Consider the following 20,967-nt stretch of genomic DNA (forward strand, 5'->3'; position numbering starts at 1 on the left):
TCACAAGAGGACTTGACAAAGTTTTGCTATTTTTGTCAAAAGAAAATTATATACATGAAGACAGCAGAAATACACACCCCAAAAGGAATCATGAAAGTGGAGTTTTATGAAAAAGATGCTCCAAAAGCAGTTGAGAACTTTATTACACTTTCAAAAAAAGGATTCTATGATGGCTTGACTTTCCATAGAGTGATCCCAAATTTTGTGATTCAAGGTGGATGTCCAAATGGAAATGGTACAGGTGGCCCAGGTTACAAAATTGACTGCGAACTTACCGGAGACAATCAATACCATGACAGAGGTGTTTTATCAATGGCACATGCCGGAAGAAATACTGGAGGATCCCAATTCTTTATTTGCCACAGTCGTACTAATACTAGTCACTTGGATAGAAACCATACCTGTTTTGGTAAAGTGATCGAAGGTCTAGATGTAATTGACGATATCAGAGCTGGTGATTCTATCGACAAAATTGTCATCAACGAAGCCGAGTAATTTTCGTGCATATTTGATTAAAAATTATCAACAAAAAAGGATCTGAATTCGATGTTCAGATCCTTTTTTTTGATCACTTCAGTATATTTCTTAAATCGAATCAACCATTTAAAACGCAATTTTTCGCATTAGTTGACCTACACTGTATCTCATGTCTATGTTACAAAAACATGATCGATATGAAGCTTTTTCTATTCAATTCATCTACTGATTCAGAAAGATTTTAATTGTCACTTTTCTTTTTCAAAACAACAAATCGAATCAAGCAAAAAGCGCTCCTGCAATCGTCGCTGTCATCAAGCAAGCTAATGTTGCTGCAAACAATGCCTGCATGCCCAGTTTTGAAAGGTTTCCTTGTTGATTTGGTGCTATACTGCCGATTCCACCTACTTGGATAGCGATAGAACTGAAGTTGGAGAAGCCACATAATGCATAAGTAGCTATTACAATAGACTTCGGAGACAGACCACCTGCCTCTTTCATATCAGCTAAACTCAAATACGCCACAAACTCATTTATTACTGTCTTCTGACCGAGTAAAGATCCTACTTGCAAAGTCTGATTCCATTCTACACCGATCACCCATGCAAATACCCTAAAGACTTGTCCAAGAATATACTCCAAAGAAAATCCCGAAAACTGACCATCAGTCGAAGAAAGTACGAAGGCATTGAGCCCTGTCCACTCTCCTATCAATCCTGAAAGGATGAAATTCAGAGCTGCTATCACAGCTATAAAAGCCAAAAGCATACCTCCGACATTCAAAGCCAACTTGAGCCCCTCCGAAGCTCCTATCGACATCGCATCGATTAAATTTACCCCCATATTTTCTTGGTTGACTTCGAGCTTATCGTTTACAGCTTCTTTTTGTGTTTCGGGAATCATGATTTTTGACATCACAATAGCTGCGGGTGCATTCATAATACTTGCACCAAGAAGATAGGCCGCAAATCGGCTCTGCTCCTCAAGGCTCTCACCTCCCAAAAATGCTACATATCCAGCCAAAACACCTCCGGCAATCGTAGCCATACCGCCAGTCATTAGACACATCAATTCTGATTTTGACATGGTAGGGATAAATGGTCTTACCAGCAAAGGCGCTTCAGTCTGTCCTAAAAATATATTTCCTGCAGCCGAGAGACTTTCTGCTCCTGAAAGTCTCATCGTCCTTGACATTACCCATGCAATACCAAATACAATTTTTTGTAAAACTCCCAAGTAATATAATCCTGCTGACACCGTCGAAAAGAAGATAATCGTAGGCAACACTTGAAAAGCGAAAATAAATCCAAATGAATTTGTGGCCAAATCTCCAAAAATAAAAGTAGCTCCTGCTTCTGAGAAGCTAAGAAATTTAACAAATCCTCTACTGACAGTTGCGAAAATTGAGGCTACAAATTCTACTTTTGTGATCAAATATCCGAAAATAGCTTGGAGTAATACGCCTATTCCAACCAGTCTCCAATCCACCGCTTTTTTATTGGTTGAAAAAATGAATGCTACGAGTAGCAGAACTACTATCCCCAGTAAACCTCTGAAATAATCCATTCTTATGAATTTTTGGCTAAATTAATTTTTTGTTAAAATTGTGCGATAAATATAATTGATTTGTACCAATAAATTTAAAAAAGGAAAAGTCTGGCTTTGACCAGACTTTTCCTTTTTTAGTTTCGCTTGTTGATCTCATCCCTTATTCTAGCCGCTTTTTCATAATCTTCACTATCAATAGCTTTTTCCAATAACTGATTCAACTTTTCCAGACTAAAATCTTTGTAAGAATCACCAGGAGAAGATTTTGAAGTAGAAGTTACTTTAGAAGGTTTTGAAGTTTTCTGTTGCGTGATTTTCCCATCTTCTTCATTTACCTCTATAGAAGCCTCCGACATCACTTTTGATGTACTGAATATAGGCGCCTCAAATCTAACTGCTATAGCTATAGCATCAGAAGGTCTTGCGTCTATTTCTACTACTTTTGAAGCATTTTTACACAAAATCTTTGCATAAAAAACGCCCTCCTGCATTTGAGATATTAATATTTGATCAATCGTAAAGTTAAAGCTGCTAGAAAAAGATTTGAACAGATCATGAGTCATTGGCCTGTTGGGAATAATCTTTTCTATTTCGATAGCAATTGCCTGGGCTTCAAACATACCGATCACGATTGGAAGCCTCCTTCGTCCATCTACTTCTCCCAACACAAGTGTAAAAGAACCTGATTGAGAATTATTCGATGTAAGCCCAAGAATTTCTAATTCAATAGTTTTGTCCACAAGTTTTATTTTATTGCTTTTAAAGCTTCAGTTAATTTGGGAATCACTTCAAATGCATCGCCAACAATTCCATAATCAGCAGCCTTAAAGAAAGGAGCCTCAGGGTCTTTGTTGATAACGACGATATATTTTGAAGAATTTACACCTGCAAGATGTTGAATAGCACCCGAAATTCCAACTGCTACGTACAAAGTTGGCGCAACTTTTACTCCAGTTTGCCCTACATGTTCATGATGAGGTCTCCATCCTATATCAGAAACTGGCTTAGAGCATCCGGTTGCCGCACCTAATTCCTTTGCCAAATCTTCCAGCATTCCCCAATTTTCAGGACCTTTCATACCTCTTCCTCCTGACACTACAATATCTGCTTCAGGAAGTAGTATATCTCCAGTAGCCTTGTCTGTCGATGTTATATTTGTAGCAAAATTTGAATCACCAATAGTAAGGCTTACAGATTCTATACTGGCATCACCACCATCAGTAAGGAGATCGACAGCATTTTTCTTTACTGCCAGAATTTTGTGCTCTGTATTTATTACTGTCTCAGCAAAAGCTTTTCCGGTATAGATACTTCTTTTTACTTTGTAGACATCACTAGTGTCTGGCAAATCCATTACGTTTGAAACCAAACCTGCATTTAGCTTGATGGCAAGTCTCGCTGCTACGGCATCTCCCAAGGAAGATTTTGCCAAGACGAGTGTATGAGCTCCTACTTGACTATATACTTGTGATATTGCATCGGCATGCGCCTGAATCACGCCAGCTGTAAGTTTTTCGTTACTGTCATGAATTACTTTGCTAGCACCTGCAGATCCTGCTTTTTTTAATTCTGACTCTTCAATAGCTCCTAAAGCAACCGCGATTACTTCTCCTGCTCCAGTTTTTTCGGCCAATGCTTTTCCATAAGAAACGGCTTCCAAACTTGTTTTTTTAACAGCACCTTCTGCGTGCTCAATATATACTAAAATTGACATATTATCTTGATTTATTGTTTTTTGAATAGATAGTGATTAAAGTACTTTCGCGTCATTTTTCAACAACTTGACAAGTTCTTCAACATTGTCTTTGTCCACTAATTTCACAGCACCCTTAGCCGGTGGCAATTGAAACTGCAAAACTTCTGTAGCTGTACTTTCATCTACTGGCTCGATTACATTCAATGGTTTGGTTCTTGCTGACATAATACCTCGCATATTTGGTATTTTCCATTCAGCAATCGGCTCTTGACAACCTGCAATAAGAGGTAAGCTAGCCTCCAAATACTCTTTACCACCTTCTATTTCTCTTGCCATTTTTACTGTATTCCCATCTATTTCTAGTTTCATTACAGGTGATATTGAAGGAATACCCAGTAATTCTCCAACCATACCATGAACCATTCCTCCATTGAAATCAATAGATTCTCTACCCATCAAGATAAGGTCATAATTATTTTCTTTGGCTATAGCTGCAATTTGCTTAGCGACAAAAAGTGAATCTTTCGGGAAAGAGTTTACGCGAATGGCATCATCAGCGCCTATAGCAAGTGCTTTTCTTAGCGTAGGTTCAGTCTCTGCTTCACCAACATTCAACACGGTTAAAGTAGCACTCAATTGCTCCTTTAATTCTACTGCTCTGGCTAGGGCATAATCATCATATGGACCAATGATAAACTGCACTCCATTCTTATCGAATTTGGTGTTATTATCAGTAAATTGAATTTTGGAAGTAGTATCCGGTACGTGTGTAATACAGACAAGAATTTTCATTATGTATATTTAGGTTATTTAATTTATTTAAATTGCGTGAATTTAGTGATTAAGCCTTTAATTAAAAAAAGAATTCATGAGCAATTTGTCCCGCATCGAAACTCTCAAAAGTTATGCAGAATCAGAACCCGAAAATCCTTTCAATTGGTATGCTCTAGCCTTGGAATTCAGAAATGAAGATCCCCAAATGGCACTTCACTATTTTAATAAACTCTTAAATGACCACAAGGTTTACCTGCCTACCTATTATCATGCCGCTGCTCTTTGTTCAGATTTGAATCTGATAGATGAAGCTAAAAAGATATACGAAGATGGTATTTCTTTAGCCAAGTTACAACAAAATTCACACGCATTGAGAGAGCTTCAAAATTCTTACCAAAACTTCCTTTTTGATCAAGATTTAATCTAAACTTTTGTAAATAGTCAAAGCTTTACTCTTGAAGTTTTTTATCAAATGATTCCAACAAAATCTTCAAGATAGTATCTCAATTTCACTTTCAAAAAGTTGGTTTTCATAAAGGAAATATGGTTATAGATTGTTTTAGCTATCTAAATTTGATTATGATTTTACCTAGTTGTTGGCCAGATTTCATACGGTCAAAAGCTGCCACAGCTTCTTCTACACCAAATACAAAGTCTATTACAGGCAAAATTTCATTTTCTTCTACGAATTCCAACATCTCACTAAAATCTTGATCTGACCCCATTGTACTTCCTATCAAGTGGATTTGACTCCAAAACACTTTCCTTGCATCCACATCTTTAGGGTTCCCTTTTGTAGCTCCATAAAACACTATCTTACCCCCCGGCTTTGTGACTTTTATCAAATTCCCCAGTGTATCACCCATAGCACTGTCGATAATCAGGTCAAATCCACCTGTCATTTTCAATGCTTCATTTGTCCAATTTTCATTTCTGTAATTGAAACCGCCTTTTGCCCCAAGTCTTGTGGCGACATCTAGTTTTTCGCTAGAACTACTACTCACATAGACTTCGGCCCCTTTGGCTAAAGCATATTGCGCCGCAAATTGTGCTACTCCTCCTCCAAAACCTGTAACTAATACTTTTTCGCCTTTTTGAAGTCTCCCTTGTACCATTACGGCCCTGTATGCAGTCAAGCCTCCCAGTGGCAATGCTGCCGCTTGTTCCCAATTTAGATTTTTTGGTTTATCATGAATCCTATCAAAATTCACTTTTACATACTCAGCAAAAGTGCCATTTTCGGGCATTCCTAAAATCATGAATTCCTTACCTTGGGCTTTTTGATTTTCTCCCCAATGCATCGCTGGGTTGATGATCACTTCTCTTCCAATATTTTTTTTATCAACGTTCTCGCCTACAACTGAAATCACCCCTGCCCCATCTGAACCCATTACAACTCCGTCCTTCAACCCTGGATACAAGCCCTGTCTGCACCATTCATCTCTATGATTGAGTGCTGCTGCGCGGATTTGCACCAAAACTTCATTTGCTCCAAGCTTTGGTATTTCTATTTCTTTGATTTCTATTTTGTTTTCTAATGCACTGTTTAGAACTATTGATTTCATTTTTGTTATACTTTTGGGTTTATTGAATGTCATTTCAACTCTTCTACTATCAAATCAGCCACTGTTTCTATTCTGAGAATATCCAAATCTATGCTATTGCAATTGACATGAGTATCTGTAGCAATTACTTTTTCAATCACTCCTGAGTCTTGAATTTTTTGAAGCGCATCATTGGTAAACAAACCATGAGTCGTAATGGTGAAGATCTTGTTGGCCCCAGCATCTTTGTATGCCTTGGCTGCACTAATCAAAGAGCCTCCAGTACGAATCATGTCATCATATATCACTACATCTTTACCTTCTACATCAGCAGAAATGCTCGTAACCTCCGTTTCTTCTCCCGAGATTCTCCTTTTGAATACAAAAGCAGCATTTACCCCCATGTCGTTTGCCAAAGACTCTACCCATTTTGCCCTGCCAGCATCTGTACAGGCCATTACAAAATCTTTAGAAGCTAATTCTTGAGCAACTCTTGTAACAATTGATTTGCAATAGACATGATTGATCAATACCTGACCCTCGAAATAATGGGGAATTCCTTCTGAATGTAAATCAAAAAACATAAAGTGATTGCCTTGACTTGTCCTTGGCAAAGACGAAAACATCACGGCTCTTGACTTTGCGGTAACAACCTCTCCTTTTTTGATCGCCCTTTCCATAGTAGAATAACCGAAGTATGGGAAAACAATAAATATTGATTTCGCCCCATATTTAATCAATGCATAGGCTAAATCATAGATTTCCAATGTATCGGAATCTGAAATCGTACCACCAATCAATACCACATCCCTTTCATATACATCAGTCAATATCCGCTGATACCTTTCCCCATCTGGAAACTGCTTCACTTCGATTTCTCCTTTATCAAAATCTCCTAGCATTAATACCCTATCTCGTAAATAACAATATGACTGTATCGAGAAAATAATCTTCTTATTCATGGTCGTAATTTTTCATTTTAAATACCAAATCTGTTCTCAGTTGATATAGTTTTTCTTCCAAACCAACAGGGTATATATGTGGATTGACTAACCTTTTATGGGTTTTGTCAAAAAATTGAAGATTCTTTTGGGTGTTTTCTTTGATCTTTTCGATAGCAGGCGGATCATATACTTGTATCCCGTTCTTGAAAATAGGCTTCAAAAGAATTGTTTGATCTATATGCTCCCCATTGATCTTTTTTCTTTTTGTAGGATCGATAGGATCAATAATCGTATAAATATTTTTCTTGGCTTGCTCTTCTTTCAAATAGATCATATCTGCTACTGCTTTTCCATTTTTAGAAAACCTGATGACATCATGATCGCCAGGGATATTGATCTTAATGGATTGTTGGGAAACTTTCACTTTGGGTTCCCAATTGCCATTTTGATCCTTTATAGCTGCCAATTTGTAAACTGCACCCAAAGCAGGCTGATCGTATGCTGTCACCAGTTTAGTTCCCACTCCCCATACGTCTATAGAAGCTTCTTGGGCTTTCAATGAGGTTATAATATGTTCATCTAGATCATTGCTAGCAACCACTTTGGCATCAGGAAACCCACCTTCATCGAGCATTTCCCTGGCTATATTACTAAAATAGGCCAAATCTCCAGAATCAATTCTGACTCCTACCATTTCTTTTCCCTTTTCCCTCAAAACTTTGCCAACTTCGATCGCATTTTTGATCCCATTGATCGTATCATAAGTATCAACCAAAAACACACATTTTTCAGGAAAAGCATCTGCATACGCATAAAATGCCTCAAGCTCTGTATCGAAAGACATAATCCAGCTGTGTGCATGCGTTCCTGATACCGGAATTCCAAATAATTTCCCTGCCATCACATTACTTGTGGCAGAACATCCCCCTATAAATGAAGCTCTACTTGCTGCCAATGCTCCATCTATCCCTTGTGCCCGACGCAAACCAAACTCTAAAACGGAGTCTCCTTTTGCAGCAAAAACTACCCTCGCCGCTTTTGTAGCTATCAAAGTTTGGAAATTGGTAATATTCAACAAAGCAGTTTCCAAAAGCTGACATTGGATCAGTGGCCCTTTGACTTTGATCAAAGGTGTGTGAGGGAAAATAACTGTTCCTTCTTCCACTGCTTCCACATCGCAAGTGAATCTCATTTCTCTCAAATATTCAATGAAATCCGACTCAAAGACAACCGTTCCATCAGTGTTTTTCATCTCACTCAAATAGTCCAAATCACCTTTGTTGAAAGTGAAATTATTACAGAAATCTATTACATATTCGAGACCTGCGGCAATTGTAAAACCACTTTGGAAGGGATTTTTTCTAAAAAAAAGATTAAAAATAGCTTCTTGCTCTGCCTTTCCAGATTTCCAATAGGCATATGCCATTGTGAGTTGGTAAAAGTCTGTCAACAGTGCCAAGGAACCTTGGTATAGGTCTTTTGTGATTTTCATTATTTTTAAACTTTGGCTGGATTAAGTTTTATAGGTTCTGTTTTTCATAGCTAATAAAGCAGGCTTTTAATTTAAATATCATGCTTTTGCACTATCCTTTGTTAGATTATCCTAAAAATCCAAATTTAGAATAAATCCAAATCAATTCACTCAAAAAAAAAGATATTTAAATCAGTATTACACATAACTTTCAAATTACTTTCAGCTTTGGAATTCTCAAATATAGCAGTAATCATCTCTTTTTTCCTTAATTCACAAAAGCAAAGAAATAATTACGTATTGGAAAAACTGATTAGGGTGTTTCAAGTTTTGAAAATTTGTAAAGTTTAGACCAATGCAAGGATTTGCCCAATTATACTTTTTATGATTTTTTCAGAAATTTAAAGACAGGTAAATGCAACTTGATCACAAATTAATTTCGCATATACATTTTTATATACCCTTTGTTTATAATGTGAAAAATTGTTAAAAAACTAGTACGGTTCTTGAAAATTAATTTTCACCATCAATAAAATTTAATTCAAACACCTTGAATTATAGCATTAAAAAACCAAAGTGATATGAAAATTTCTAAAAACATCCTTAAAGTCCTAACGCTTGCGTTAGCAATTGGCTTTACCTCTTGCAACAATGAAGATGATCCGCTTGGAAGCGGTGAAGGGAAACTTGGCTTTGCCTTTGTTTTAAACAATGGAACTCAATCGTCTCAAAATGGTAGAGTTGCAAACAGTAATCTGACTATTGAAAGTGGTTTCATTCAAATCAAGGAATTGGAATTAGAAGTCGAAGGAAGGAATGAGTCAGGAAATTTCTCCAAAGAATTTGAAATCGAATTCAACGATATCAGAAAAATCACCTTTAACGAATTCGACGAGTCCACAGATTTTATAATCAATATCGAAGCAGGTGAGTATAGGGAGATTGAAATAGAATTAGACTTGATTGATTACAGAAACGAACCTTCAATATTTATAGAAGGCACGTATTCATTTTCTGATGGATCCACAGCACCATTGATTTATGAATATTTTGGTGACGACATTGATTTCGAAGTTGAAATTGAAGGTGAAGGTCAATTTTTCACAATTGATGCGATGAATAATCCACTTGTATTGTTCGAAATCAATGCGAATAATTGGTTTAGAGGAATATCAGACGCTGATTTTGAGAATGCAGAATTGGTAAATGGAACTTTACTTATCAATAGGAATACAAATAGGAACATTTACAAAAGAGTAAGTGATAATATAGATAAATTTGCAGATATCGAAATCGAATTGAAAAATTAGAAATAAAAGCAGTTTTAGAATCCATATATAAACACCTATTCTTTCCTAAAAATGAATAGGTGTTTTTACTTTTTCGAAGTTACATTCAAAATCACTCCAGCCAAAACCAGCACCATCCCCATATAAGTAATCAAACTATATGTCTCATCAAAAATCAAAAAACCAAAACTCAGCGCATAGATGATTCCTACATAGCTCAAACTTGCCACTTTGGAAAGATTTGCATTCTGATATGCCAAAGTCATAAAATATTGGGCTGCCTGAGTCAAAACACCAACAATCACCAAAATCAACCAATCCCAGCCAGTAGGCATTACCCAAAAAAAGTAGGAAACAACAGCAGCAATTGGGGTCGTAATCAAAGGGAAATAGAACATAATAACTAGTGGATGTTCTGAATTTTTCAATCTTCTGATCACATTGTAAGCCACACCCATTGCCAAGGAAGCGATCAATCCAATACCCAAGTCAAATGCACTAATCCTTGGATCAAAACCTTCGATAATGACCACTCCTAGGAAAGAGATCCCGAAATAAATGTATTTGCGCTTAGCTACTTTTTCTTTAACTATAAAAATCCCCAAGATGGTGGTAAATATCGGAGCTAGGTAATTTATCGTCACCGCACTTGCCAAAGGGATCGTTTGAAGATTGTAAAAAAATGCGATCAGACCAACAGAACCTGCTATACCTCTAATGATCAACAAAGACCTATTATTTCCCAAAAGAGGTATGTTGAGTCTTTTCAATGCAAAATAGGTCATAAAAAAACTCATGACAGATCGAAAAAGTATAATCTCTATTGCAGGAATGTGCGGTACTAATTTCACTGCTACATTCATCAGTGAAAATAGAAATCCTGCCAATAGCATGTGTTGAACACTTTTTTTACTCAAAACTTGAAATATTTAAATTCGGATTTCTAGATAAAACCTTATCGATGGGGATTAGTTCCATAAAAAATTCTGTGGAACCTTTTTTCTGTTTTATGGTTTGGTATTTAAATTTCATCCAAAAATCATGGCACTCAAAATAGGTCAAAAAGCACCAAACTTTACTTTACCTTCCACATCAGGAAATGATTTCACATTAAATAAAGATGCAGCAGGAAAATCTTGCATCATCTATTTTTATCCTAAGGACTTCACCCGAGTGTGTACTGCTGAAGCTTGTGATTTTAGAGATCAATTTGCAGCATTTAGAGATCTCGATATACCTGTCTATGGCATCAGTCGGGATTCAATCGAAACCCATCTTAAGTTCCAAAAAGAATTTAAATTACCCTTTGAGCTATTAAGTGACGGAAAAGGAGATGTTTGCAAAGCTTATGACGCTTTAATTCCTTTAGTCAGAATGCCTAAAAGAATCACCTATTTACTTGATAGCAATCATATTGTGCAAGGTGCATATTCAGACATGTTTGAGTCAAAAAAGCATGTCAACGAGATGTTGGAAGTATTGAAAAGGAAGTAGGACATTTAGTATTTATTTAAAGCCCCGAAACAATTTTCCCATCTTGCATCGTCAGCATTCTATCTGCCATTTCTGCCAGTTCTTGGTTGTGGGTGACAATTACAAATGACTGACCAAATTCATCTCGAAGTCTAAAAAACAATTCGTGTAAATCCTGTGCACTCTTTGAATCAAGATTTCCACTTGGTTCATCTGCAAAAATGATTTTAGGGTCATTGATCAACGCTCGTGCTACAGCGATTCTTTGCTGTTCTCCTCCAGAAAGCTCCGAAGGCTTGTGCTGCAATCTTCCTTCCACTCCGAGGATTGTGGCAAGTTCTTTTGCCCTAGTTTTAAGTTCTTTTTCATTTCTTCCGGCGATCAAACCTGGAATGATGATATTCTCTGCGCCCGTAAACTCGGGCAAAAGGTTGTGAAATTGAAAAATGAAACCAATTTCCCTATTTCTAAACTCCGCCAATTTATCTCCTTTGAGTTTTGTGACATTGGTTTCTCCAACTTTTACTTCACCCTTGTCGGCTTCATCCAAAGTCCCTAAAATATGCAAAAGTGTGCTTTTTCCTGCACCCGAAGCCCCTACGATAGAAACGACTTCACCCTGATTGATCATAACATCCACTCCCTTAAGCACATGCAGATCACCATAATATTTCTCTATTCCTTTTGCTACCAGCATAGTCAAGTTTTAAAACATTCAAAATTACAACCAATAAGAAGTATTCCGTCAAAATTGCTAAATATTTACCAAAACAGACTGTTTTTAACTTGAAAAATCGAGTTGAAGGCCTTAACTTCGTGCAAAAATTTCACAAGGATGAATATACACGAATATCAAGCAAAAGAAGTTTTAAAAAGTTATGGTGTAAAAATTCAGGAAGGAATCGTAGCTGATACCCCTGAAGCAGCACTTGAAGCGGCCAAAAAACTCAATGCAGAGACAGGCACTTCATGGTATGTGATCAAAGCACAAATCCATGCCGGTGGACGTGGTAAGGGCAAAGTTCAGGAAACAGATTCTAACGGTGTGGTTCTTGCCAAAAAATTGGAAGATGTAGCTGAAAAAGCCAAAAACATCCTTGGAGGTACTTTGGTGACAATCCAAACAGGTCCTGAAGGTAAAAAAGTAAATAAGGTACTAGTTGCTCAGGATGTTTATTATCCTGGTGCTTCAGAACCAAAAGAATATTATCTATCTATCCTTTTGGACAGAGCTAAAGGTTGCAATGTGATCATGGCTTCTACAGAAGGTGGTATGGACATCGAGGAAGTTGCAGAAAAAACTCCTGAAAAAATCATCAAGGAATGGATAGATCCTAAAGTTGGTCTGCAAGGTTTCCAGTCTAGAAAAGTAGCTTTCAAACTTGGTCTTGAAGGAAATGCATTCAAAGAAATGGTGAAATTTATCACTGCTCTTTATGCAGCTTATGAAGGAACTGATTCTTCTCAATTTGAAATCAATCCTGTATTGAAGACTTCAGATGATCAAATTCTAGCTGTAGATGCTAAAGTTAACATAGATGACAATGCACTATATAGACAAAAGAATCTTGCGGCAATGAGAGATATTGCTGAAGAAGATCCTTTGGAAGTAGAAGCTGCTGAATCAGGTTTGAACTATGTAAAACTTGACGGAAACGTAGGTTGTATGGTAAACGGAGCTGGTCTTGCGATGGCAACTATGGATATGATCAAGCTTTCTGGTGGTGAACCGGCTAACTTCCTAGATGTAGGTGGCGGGGCAAATGCTACTACTGTAGAAGCTGGATTTAGAATTATTTTGAAAGATCCAAATGTAAAAGCTATCCTTATCAATGTATTCGGTGGTATCGTAAGATGTGACAGAATTGCAAATGGTGTGGTAGAAGCTTACAAGTCTATTGGTGACATTCAAGTGCCAATCATTGTGAGATTGCAAGGAACAAACGCTGAAGAAGGTGCGAAAATCATCGATGAATCAGGATTGAAAGTTTCTTCTGCGATCACTTTGAAAGAAGCTGCTGAGAAAGTAAAAGAGGCTATTGCCTAAGTTATAAATATTAATATGGAAGGGATTGAAATTTGTTCAATCCCTTTTCTTGCGCTCGTAGTTCAACTGGATAGAATATCAGATTTCGGCTCTGAGGGTTGAGGGTTCGAATCCTTCCGAGCGCACTAAAGTTACCATTAGATCTTTCAAAATTGATTTTCCCAATTCGATTTCCTGAGATTTAAGAAAGTAAGAAAAAGCTAAAAAGCGCCAAATTAAGCAATAGAAGTACTTTTTTTTAAGCTCTTTGATTTTTAAAATATCAAGATCTTACATGCATATCCACGCAATCAAGCTCTTACTTCTCAATTCAACAACCATTAAATGCGTTAGCATAAAATCAATATTACAGACAAGAGCTATACAATAAATACTATAACTTTTCTGTAAGGGAAACCTCACTGAGCTTTACAAAAATAGTGTTGACTTGGTGTTTTTTTTTGTATTAATACCTTACAAAAAGCTTTCTTCATAAGATACTGTGATTTGATTTTTTTTCAATATTTCACTTTCAATAAAGCAGTGAAATCCCATACATTTCACAAAGTATCAGTTTTACATAAATATCCTTGTTAAATCTAGTTCAAAATTCCCTCAGAGAATACTCATTCAATTTTTTAATTTTCCTCTCGATCGATGCCAAGTAAGCTTTAGTAGAAATATATTCTAGTTTCTTGAGAATATACATTTATGATGATCCGAAAAAGTTGAAAATTGAAAAATTTATCATCACAGATTCTACTTTTCGACAATGTAAGATGATTAGTAAAGAGAAGGTTGAAAAGATTGAAGTAAAAATGTCTTTTTAATCGAAACTAGTGGACTTTAACATGTATTACAATAAAGAACACTAAAATCATATATAATACTATGATATAAATAGACATCTAATTAAATTGCAACATAGTTGCGTTTATATAGTCAAAAAATAAAAAAATGAATAAACCAAAAATCAAATTCACATTGCTAACAGGCTTCTTGGGGTCAGGAAAAACAACATTTTTGAACACCCTACTTGAACAGCAAAAAGGCAAGGTGAACTTTGTAATAGAAAATGAATTCGGAAGCACGTCAATAGACAACGCACTCGTAAAAAAAAACTACAATCAACTTTTTGAGCTAAATAATGGCTGTATTTGCTGTTCTTTAGATACAGAGTTAATAGCTGTATTAGAGCAAATGATCATGGCAGAAAACTTACCCGAGAATCTATACATTGAGGCTTCAGGAGTGGCTGATGCAGGTATGCTTGCATCGATATTCAAAAGAGAGGATATAATGAAATTCTTTGACCTCCAATCAATAATAGTAATTGTGGATGCTGAGAATTTTGAAGAAAGGGTGACAGAGATACCTGAAATCACCAGGCAATTGGTAGCTGCTGATTATATAATAATCAATAAAGAAGATATGGTGCAGTCTTCTTATATAAGCATGATTAAAAGGCACATTTCGGAAATTAATCCTTTTGCCAAGATCACAAGCTCAAAATTCGGTGTTATTGAAAAAGGTTTCTTTGATTCTACAAAGAACATCAACGAATTTAACAGACTTGATTTTGAAAGTAGAGAGAGCAAAAATGGTCATGGAATGAAAAGCATTGCTATTGAAGTTGTCAATCCATTTGATAAAGACAAGCTATACGCTGCTTTAACTGTAACGATGTTCTTGCATTACAATCAAATATATAGGATTAAGGGATTTGCAAAAATTGAGGGGTCTGATGATATTATCTTAGTACAATCAACTGGAAATAAGGTTTCACTCACCAAACATGAATACCTTGAGGGCGAAGACCCTCAACCTGTTTTGGTGTTTATTGGAAGGAATATTGAGAGACAAGGATTGGAGCGAATTCTCAGGAATCTCTACTCAACTGTAAAGTACTAAGACTCTTGATGTAACCATGTGCGCAGCCTCATTACTAAGAATAGGATTATCTAATACATTTTAATGATCTATGTAAATTAAGTTATCCATGGTGTCAACAAATTTAGAAGAGAGCACCTTTTAGGTGTCAAATAAGTTTTCAATATAATTTTTAACTTCAGTTTTCAATGTTTCATCTTGTATGAGCTCATACAAAGGAAGAATTTCCTTACCAATAAAAGTCATATTTTCCTCTTCAAGGGTGTTAAGCCAAGGTTGTATATCAACTTTTGGAAAATCATCTTCATCACCTTCTGTTTGAAGCATTTGTGTTGAATCACCTCCAACTGCTTTATAGCTTAAAATTTGAGAAAAATTTCCTTCTGCTAAAACTGCATTCACATGTTTTACAGAACCAGATCCAATATCAAAAATATTTCTCATGGCAACCGATAGTCCCAAAATAGCAGCATCTTCCTTATCGGGATTTTCAGTTTCTGAACTGTACATGATAGTCAGTTTATGCCCCAAAAGTACATTGTTAATAAAATGTGTACCATACTTATCAACCAATTCTTCTGGATTTTTATTTTGCAGGTCATTAGTAAACTCTTGCGTTAAAAATTCAGACCCTTCAAGGTCAATGCTGATGTTTTTAAACAACCTTGTCAAAGTCCAAGATGCAAAAACATTATCTTCAGAAATTAAACTATCCGGAAAATACGCATCTATTGTCCCACTAAACACACTAAGTCCTCTAGTCGATTCAAAATTATCAGAAAGACCCATCAAAAATTCATTTCTATTTACTGCTGTTATATCGATTTTACCTGCCTGTTGGTTTGTCTCTACAATATCTATAAGCGCACTGTTTTCCTCAGCAAGTTTTTCTAAATCAAAAATCTTGCTCTTTACAGAACTTATTCCTGCAAATTCCCCTCTAACATCAAAACCATATCCCAAAAAACTATAATCAACTGGTTCAGTTCTAGACTCATCAAAAGATCGTATTAGTAGAGTTTCCTTCTCAGTTCTCAACTCTTCAATTAAACTATCCTCTGGCTTTGGTTCTACCAGACAAGCTGTCAATATTACAGAAGCTAAAATTGTATAAATAGATTTTTTCATAGTTAAAATAACTTTTAAAGTTAAATAATATATAATCAAAATTATATTTAATCAAATAAGTAATGTTTATTTCACTAATTTAATATTTAAATAAATAATTAACAAACATTTAAAACAAAAATTAGTTAATCAAAAGTGTCATTATCTAGTCAAAGGAAAATGAAATCATGTAGACAACCGTCAACAGTCGGCAGCCGCTGAACTCAAGGTATATACCTAATTTAATGTGGCTACGGTTATGAACGCGGGTATACATAATTCCAAATGAGTGCTCTAAAATTGTACTTTAGGCAAAAAGAGACATTATATAGTGGACGATCTTTATCTAAGACATTGTACAAGTTTTATAATTCGATTGATTATTACTCAACTTATTTGTATGGTTCTTAGAAAGAGTCATGATTAAAAAAATAACCTAGATTTATTTTTTACTACTTAAATCAATCACGCTAGTTTTGAGTCCTTTGCCTGAGACAGTAACCTTTATATCTCCCTCTATTTCGGATGACTGTACAATTATTACAAGTTTTCCATTGAAAGTTTTCATTGCAGGATTATGAAACACTTCTAGAGATGTAGCATCACCATTACAAACAGCTTTGAATGAACCATTACCAGACACCACAAAGCTTAACCTCTCCATAGCATCAGGAACAGGAACTCCTCTCCTATCAACTATAGTGGCAGTAATGAAACTTAAATCTTCCCCATCAGCATTTATCACCTTTCTATCTGCTTCAAGTAGAATACTGTGTGCTTTCCCTGATGTCCTTATGAACTTTTCTGCAACTGCTTTTCCATTTTCATCAAACGCCACAACTTTCACTTCGCCTGGTTCATACTTCACATCCATCCACATCAATCTGTATCTGTGCAGGTTTGAAGTGTTATTTTTCCTTTGGACTCCTTGACTTTTACCATTTACAAAAAGCTCTGCCGATTCATAATTTGTATATACAAAGACAGGTGTCTTTTCCCTTTCCCTTCCTTTCCAATTCCAATGAGGCAGAATATGCAATGTTTCCTCCTTTTTATTCCATCTACTTCGATATAGGTAGTATCTGTCTTTGGGAATTCCAGCCAAATCCAAAATACCAAAATATGAACTCCGAGAAGGCCAGAAATTATCATAAGGTGTTGGCTCACCCAAGTAATCAAAACCAGTCCAAACAAATTCTCCAATCACCCATGGCTTATCATCCTGCAAAACAAAATCATCGTCAGGTAAATTAGACCAACTGCAATATTCAACATCATAAGACGAACTTTGCAAATCATCATGAATTCTATTGAACCCAATTTCGACAGGAAATTTATAAACACCACGTGAACTTACTGTAGAGGCAGTTTCTGATCCCAAAATCATCCCTTGGGGAAAAAGTTTATAGGCATCTTCGTATAAATGAACTCTATAATTTAACCCTGGAACATCTAATATTGCACCAAATCCATTTTCCATTACTGCTTTAACTTGATCCATGCCTACAGTAACTGGTCTGGTAGAATCTTCTCTATGAAAAATATCTTGAATCCACTTAGCACGCTTCACACCATCACTCCCCCATTGATCAGGGACTTCATTTCCTGCACTCCACATTACTATGCTTGGATGATTCCTTGTGGCATGAACTAAATCAACAATATCCTTCTCAGCCCATTCATCAAAGTATAAATTGTATCCATTCTTTACTTTTGGCTTTTTCCATTCATCAAAACTCTCTGCCAAAAACAAAAAACCCATTTCATCACATAGTTCTAGCTGTTCTATTGAAGGCATATTATGGGATGACCTGATAGCATTCACTCCAAGGTCTTTCAATATTCTGAGCTGCCTCCTTAGCGCAGATTTATTGACAGCAACACCCAAAGGGCCTAGATCATGATGAAGGCATACGCCTTTGAACTTTACCACCTTCCCATTCAATTCAAAACCTACTTCAGAACTATACTTGATCTCTCTAACTCCAAAAGTAATTGATTCATTATCTTTCAAAATATCATCCTGATAAAGCTCCATTTCTGCTGTATACAAATATGGCGTTTCGATATCCCATTTCTTTGGATTCATTAAAGAAATACTTTGCTCAATTTCATCACCAAACCTCTGATTAGCAACATTTTCTACCACCACATTCCCTTTCTCATCTTTGATAAAAGTTTTTATAACGATATTTTCTCCATGTACTTGGGATTTGATATTGATTTTGGCAATACTATCATTTATATAAGGTGTAGTAATGAAATGTCCCCAATGCTTGAAACTCGCTATGTCTTTAGTGATCATTTTGACCTTTCGATAAATCCCAGCTCCTGGATACCACCTTGATGAAAACGCCTTGTTTTCTAATCTCACTGCTATTACATTTTCACTGCCTACTTTCAGTTCCTTTGAAATGTCAAAAAAAAAGTAACTGTAGCCATAAGGCCTATTACCTATCTTTCGACCATTTACATAAACTTCTGCATTGGACATTGCTCCATCAAATGTCAAAATCACTTGCTTATCTGTATCATAATCGGGTCTCACGATTTTTGTTCTATACCATCCTACTCCAATAAAAGGCAAAGAGCCTGTTCTACCTGTTTTCTCAGTTGCAATAGTTTCATTGTTTTGCTCTATTTTGACTACCTGAAGATCAATTTCCTTATCAAATGGGCCTTTAATGGCCCAATCATGGGGAACAATTACTTGCTCCCACTCAGAATCATCAAAATTCAACTGACTCGCATGGCTTACATCACCCTGATAAAACTTCCAGTTTTTCAATTCTAAAACCTCTCTAGTTTGACTAAAAGATTGATTAACAACAATTAGGATAACAAAAAAAGAAAATAATGTGCTTTTCATAGATTATTTAAATTTGTTAATTCTTTAACTTTCTCATCAGTAACCACACTAAACTAGGTAAATACCTTAAATTCAGCTGCTATCGACCTTCGACGATTATTAACGCGATTTTTGGTATCATTGCGGATAATCGTAAACCTTAAATCACACCTTGAATGGCAGCTGAACTCGGTATTTTGATGCTAGGGTAAATACGTTAATGAACAGATACAGAATATAGTCCATTACTATAAGTATTAAATCATTTGCTTTAATATAGGATGTTATTTGCATGGAAACGGAAAGAAGGCAGATCACAATCAAAATTAAAAATAGAAAATCAATCAACCATCCTGTACTTACATACTAAAGTCAATTTATATAAGCTGATATTACATCGTGATAAATTCGAAGGAACCAAGCTAGCTTAAAGATATACAATTTGATTATTGTCAAGATATCAAATACATATGTTAACTACTAAAGGATATAGCTGATTATGATATCAAAAAATCTTAACATTATTATTTAAAATTAATTACAAAAAAAGTAAATAATGATAAAAAAAATTAGAATGCTTAAATTAAAAATTTGTGATAAAAATAAAAAAGCAGGAGAAACTCTCCTGCCCTTTATATGAAAACTAAACCAACTATTATTTTAACTACCACAATTAGAACAAAAATAGTATTTAAAAATAATATTCAAAATATTTTACAGAAAAAGTGTACAAACACCTACTTTTTGTTGCTTACCTTATACAAAATACCTAATGCCAAAGCCTGAGAATATTGAATTCCTGGATCCATATCCAAATCATAAACATTGATACTTGTGAATGTAACATCTACAAATCTAGTAATCTTGGCAATCAAAGTTACGTCTAGCCTGTGATCTATAGTTTTGAAAGCCAAAGTCTCATAATTTGCGAACATTTGATATCTTGATTTTACGGTCAAATTTTCTGTAATTTCTTTATCATAAGTAGCATAAAGTTGCAATGCTAGCCATTCTGTTCTCACTTTCTGACCAACAGGAACACCATAGTTTGTTGGTACATTTTGGATGATAGTCGGATCTGAAACAAATGTGAATCTTGGCGAAAAAGGAGCTATTCTTAGTGCAAAATCCTTATTGGGCTTATATTCCATACCAATACCAGATGTCAAAAATGCAGGTGAAAAGAAACCTGAAATCAAAGAGCGTTGATCATCCGGTCCATACTCAAAACCATCAGTAAACTGTGTCATAAAATTTAATGAACCAAAGTAAGACCAATTTTTACTCGCTTTGTATCCTACTTTGGAATCAAAAAATATCCTGTCATTAGATTTCCTTACTTGTTGACCTTCATTTTTTACAATCCCATACATCAATTCCAGTTGATTGTCCCAACTTAATTTTCCTTTTGCATAATTTGCCTTGCCTGCTGCTATAGAACCAAAAGCAACAGAATTGACACCCCCTGCTTTCCAATTACCACTAAATGCAGCTTGGTTGAAATTCAATCCAACACTAAACTCATTTGTCCAATATGATGTGTCTTTTACAACCAACTGTGCCAAAGAGTCAACAACAATCGCCGAAGTCAAATCTTGACTAAAACTATGATAACCAAACGTCAAAGAAATTATAATCGTAAATATTTTTTTCATTGATAAAGATTTTGAAGTTAAAATTTTGACAAAAATGATAATTAATTATAAAGATTAAAACCAAATATAGATTCTTTTACCATCTATTGTTTCTTGGTCTTTAATTAACAGCTAGCACGATACAATTATCCTAGTAGTTGAATTATCAAATAAATTCATGCAAAACATCGTTATTGGCCAATTAATTACTAATGAATCAAATGACTTAAAATTAAATCAATTTGC

General features: G+C 35.5%; 18 protein-coding genes and 1 tRNA gene. 7 read left to right on the forward strand and 12 right to left on the reverse strand.

The features are described from left to right. The first annotated feature begins 54 nt into the window (after positions 1-54). Positions 55-495: a peptidylprolyl isomerase gene (locus MM213_RS01410; RefSeq protein ID WP_241409515.1), complete on the forward strand. Its 441-nt coding sequence runs from the start codon at positions 55-57 to the stop codon at positions 493-495. Positions 496-756: 261 nt separating this feature from the next. On the opposite strand, the gene MM213_RS01415 is transcribed toward MM213_RS01410, so the two are convergent. The 4 genes from MM213_RS01415 to MM213_RS01430 form a co-directional block, all read right to left on the reverse strand. Beyond that, a complete protein-coding gene (locus tag MM213_RS01415) occupies positions 757-2,043 on the reverse strand; it encodes a NupC/NupG family nucleoside CNT transporter (RefSeq protein ID WP_241409516.1) in 1,287 nt (428 codons plus the stop codon). 116 nt (positions 2,044-2,159) lie between these two features. After that, entirely contained in the window at positions 2,160-2,765 is a 606-nt protein-coding gene (locus MM213_RS01420; RefSeq protein ID WP_241409517.1) for a bifunctional nuclease family protein, read from the reverse strand. Positions 2,766-2,770: 5 nt separating this feature from the next. Next, complete coding sequence (locus tag MM213_RS01425) at positions 2,771-3,739, reverse strand: electron transfer flavoprotein subunit alpha/FixB family protein (RefSeq protein WP_241409518.1); 969 nt, start codon at positions 3,737-3,739, stop codon at positions 2,771-2,773. Between the two features lie 36 nt (positions 3,740-3,775). Beyond that, complete coding sequence (locus tag MM213_RS01430) at positions 3,776-4,513, reverse strand: electron transfer flavoprotein subunit beta/FixA family protein (RefSeq protein WP_241409519.1); 738 nt, start codon at positions 4,511-4,513, stop codon at positions 3,776-3,778. Between the two features lie 76 nt (positions 4,514-4,589). On the opposite strand from MM213_RS01430, the gene MM213_RS01435 reads away from it, so the two are divergent. Beyond that, the gene (locus tag MM213_RS01435; RefSeq protein ID WP_241409520.1) at positions 4,590-4,922 is read left to right on the forward strand and encodes a tetratricopeptide repeat protein; all 333 of its coding nucleotides are present in this window, start codon (positions 4,590-4,592) and stop codon (positions 4,920-4,922) included. Positions 4,923-5,058: 136 nt separating this feature from the next. Here the strand turns inward: MM213_RS01435 and MM213_RS01440 are convergent, their stop codons facing one another. Genes MM213_RS01440 through MM213_RS01450 form a run of 3 tightly spaced genes read right to left on the reverse strand, consistent with a single transcriptional unit; the run spans position 5,059 to position 8,475 of the window. Continuing rightward, on the reverse strand, positions 5,059-6,060 hold the full coding sequence (locus MM213_RS01440) for a zinc-binding dehydrogenase (protein WP_241409521.1): 1,002 nt from the start codon (positions 6,058-6,060) through the stop codon (positions 5,059-5,061). 29 nt (positions 6,061-6,089) lie between these two features. Then, positions 6,090-7,001, reverse strand: a complete 912-nt coding sequence (gene prs, locus MM213_RS01445; protein ID WP_241409522.1) for a ribose-phosphate diphosphokinase — start codon at positions 6,999-7,001, stop codon at positions 6,090-6,092. Then, a complete protein-coding gene (locus tag MM213_RS01450; RefSeq protein WP_241409523.1) occupies positions 6,994-8,475 on the reverse strand; it encodes a nicotinate phosphoribosyltransferase in 1,482 nt (493 codons plus the stop codon). The genes prs and MM213_RS01450 overlap by 8 nt, the downstream gene beginning before the upstream one ends. A gap of 560 nt (positions 8,476-9,035) precedes the next feature. Here MM213_RS01450 and MM213_RS01455 point away from each other — a divergent pair. Beyond that, a complete protein-coding gene (locus MM213_RS01455; protein ID WP_241409524.1) occupies positions 9,036-9,764 on the forward strand; it encodes a hypothetical protein in 729 nt (242 codons plus the stop codon). Positions 9,765-9,829: 65 nt separating this feature from the next. Here the strand turns inward: MM213_RS01455 and MM213_RS01460 are convergent, their stop codons facing one another. Next, positions 9,830-10,636, reverse strand: a complete 807-nt coding sequence (locus MM213_RS01460) for a DMT family transporter (RefSeq protein WP_241409791.1) — start codon at positions 10,634-10,636, stop codon at positions 9,830-9,832. 148 nt (positions 10,637-10,784) lie between these two features. Here MM213_RS01460 and MM213_RS01465 point away from each other — a divergent pair, with 148 nt between their 5' ends. Continuing rightward, positions 10,785-11,237, forward strand: a complete 453-nt coding sequence (locus tag MM213_RS01465; protein WP_241409525.1) for a peroxiredoxin — start codon at positions 10,785-10,787, stop codon at positions 11,235-11,237. Positions 11,238-11,253: 16 nt separating this feature from the next. Here MM213_RS01465 and MM213_RS01470 read toward each other — a convergent pair whose 3' ends face one another. Next, on the reverse strand, positions 11,254-11,913 hold the full coding sequence (locus MM213_RS01470) for an ABC transporter ATP-binding protein (protein WP_241409526.1): 660 nt from the start codon (positions 11,911-11,913) through the stop codon (positions 11,254-11,256). A 138-nt stretch (positions 11,914-12,051) separates the two neighbouring features. Between MM213_RS01470 and sucC the strand changes: the two genes are divergently transcribed. The 3 genes from sucC to MM213_RS01485 all read left to right on the forward strand — a co-directional run bounded on the left by sucC (position 12,052) and on the right by MM213_RS01485 (position 15,153). Then, positions 12,052-13,263 carry an ADP-forming succinate--CoA ligase subunit beta gene (gene sucC, locus MM213_RS01475; RefSeq protein ID WP_241409527.1) on the forward strand — a complete coding sequence of 404 codons (1,212 nt, stop codon included), beginning with the start codon at positions 12,052-12,054 and terminating at the stop codon, positions 13,261-13,263. A 51-nt stretch (positions 13,264-13,314) separates the two neighbouring features. Continuing rightward, positions 13,315-13,388: transfer RNA gene (locus MM213_RS01480), tRNA-Arg, on the forward strand. Between the two features lie 811 nt (positions 13,389-14,199). After that, positions 14,200-15,153 (forward strand): CobW family GTP-binding protein, encoded by a 954-nt coding sequence (locus MM213_RS01485; RefSeq protein ID WP_241409528.1) that lies wholly within the window; start codon positions 14,200-14,202, stop codon positions 15,151-15,153. Between the two features lie 120 nt (positions 15,154-15,273). On the opposite strand, the gene MM213_RS01490 is transcribed toward MM213_RS01485, so the two are convergent. The 3 genes from MM213_RS01490 to MM213_RS01500 form a co-directional block, all read right to left on the reverse strand. Continuing rightward, a complete protein-coding gene (locus MM213_RS01490) occupies positions 15,274-16,260 on the reverse strand; it encodes an MAC/perforin domain-containing protein (RefSeq protein WP_241409529.1) in 987 nt (328 codons plus the stop codon). 421 nt (positions 16,261-16,681) lie between these two features. Further along, positions 16,682-19,108 carry a DUF4982 domain-containing protein gene (locus tag MM213_RS01495; RefSeq protein ID WP_241409530.1) on the reverse strand — a complete coding sequence of 809 codons (2,427 nt, stop codon included), beginning with the start codon at positions 19,106-19,108 and terminating at the stop codon, positions 16,682-16,684. Between the two features lie 716 nt (positions 19,109-19,824). Further along, on the reverse strand, positions 19,825-20,742 hold the full coding sequence (locus MM213_RS01500; RefSeq protein WP_241409531.1) for a DUF3078 domain-containing protein: 918 nt from the start codon (positions 20,740-20,742) through the stop codon (positions 19,825-19,827). Positions 20,743-20,967 lie beyond the last annotated feature (225 nt).

It is taken from the genome of Belliella alkalica (assembly GCF_022549785.1).
Classification (GTDB): Bacteria; Bacteroidota; Bacteroidia; order Cytophagales; family Cyclobacteriaceae; genus Belliella; species Belliella alkalica.

Excerpts from the sequence above, each read along its gene's own strand:
- MM213_RS01460 (WP_241409791.1), bottom strand. The coding sequence starts at position 10,636 with ATGCTATTGGCAGGATTTCTATTTTCACTGATGAATGTAGCAGTGAAA.
- MM213_RS01485 (WP_241409528.1), top strand. The coding sequence starts at position 14,200 with ATGAATAAACCAAAAATCAAATTCACATTGCTAACAGGCTTCTTGGGG.
- MM213_RS01490 (WP_241409529.1), bottom strand. The coding sequence starts at position 16,260 with ATGAAAAAATCTATTTATACAATTTTAGCTTCTGTAATATTGACAGCT.
- MM213_RS01465 (WP_241409525.1), top strand. The coding sequence starts at position 10,785 with ATGGCACTCAAAATAGGTCAAAAAGCACCAAACTTTACTTTACCTTCC.
- MM213_RS01435 (WP_241409520.1), top strand. The coding sequence starts at position 4,590 with ATGAGCAATTTGTCCCGCATCGAAACTCTCAAAAGTTATGCAGAATCA.
- MM213_RS01455 (WP_241409524.1), top strand. The coding sequence starts at position 9,036 with ATGAAAATTTCTAAAAACATCCTTAAAGTCCTAACGCTTGCGTTAGCA.
- MM213_RS01500 (WP_241409531.1), bottom strand. The coding sequence starts at position 20,742 with ATGAAAAAAATATTTACGATTATAATTTCTTTGACGTTTGGTTATCAT.
- MM213_RS01495 (WP_241409530.1), bottom strand. The coding sequence starts at position 19,108 with ATGAAAAGCACATTATTTTCTTTTTTTGTTATCCTAATTGTTGTTAAT.
- MM213_RS01470 (WP_241409526.1), bottom strand. The coding sequence starts at position 11,913 with ATGCTGGTAGCAAAAGGAATAGAGAAATATTATGGTGATCTGCATGTG.
- MM213_RS01450 (WP_241409523.1), bottom strand. The coding sequence starts at position 8,475 with ATGAAAATCACAAAAGACCTATACCAAGGTTCCTTGGCACTGTTGACA.
- sucC (WP_241409527.1), top strand. The coding sequence starts at position 12,052 with ATGAATATACACGAATATCAAGCAAAAGAAGTTTTAAAAAGTTATGGT.
- MM213_RS01415 (WP_241409516.1), bottom strand. The coding sequence starts at position 2,043 with ATGGATTATTTCAGAGGTTTACTGGGGATAGTAGTTCTGCTACTCGTA.
- MM213_RS01425 (WP_241409518.1), bottom strand. The coding sequence starts at position 3,739 with ATGTCAATTTTAGTATATATTGAGCACGCAGAAGGTGCTGTTAAAAAA.
- MM213_RS01440 (WP_241409521.1), bottom strand. The coding sequence starts at position 6,060 with ATGAAATCAATAGTTCTAAACAGTGCATTAGAAAACAAAATAGAAATC.
- MM213_RS01430 (WP_241409519.1), bottom strand. The coding sequence starts at position 4,513 with ATGAAAATTCTTGTCTGTATTACACACGTACCGGATACTACTTCCAAA.
- MM213_RS01410 (WP_241409515.1), top strand. The coding sequence starts at position 55 with ATGAAGACAGCAGAAATACACACCCCAAAAGGAATCATGAAAGTGGAG.
- prs (WP_241409522.1), bottom strand. The coding sequence starts at position 7,001 with ATGAATAAGAAGATTATTTTCTCGATACAGTCATATTGTTATTTACGA.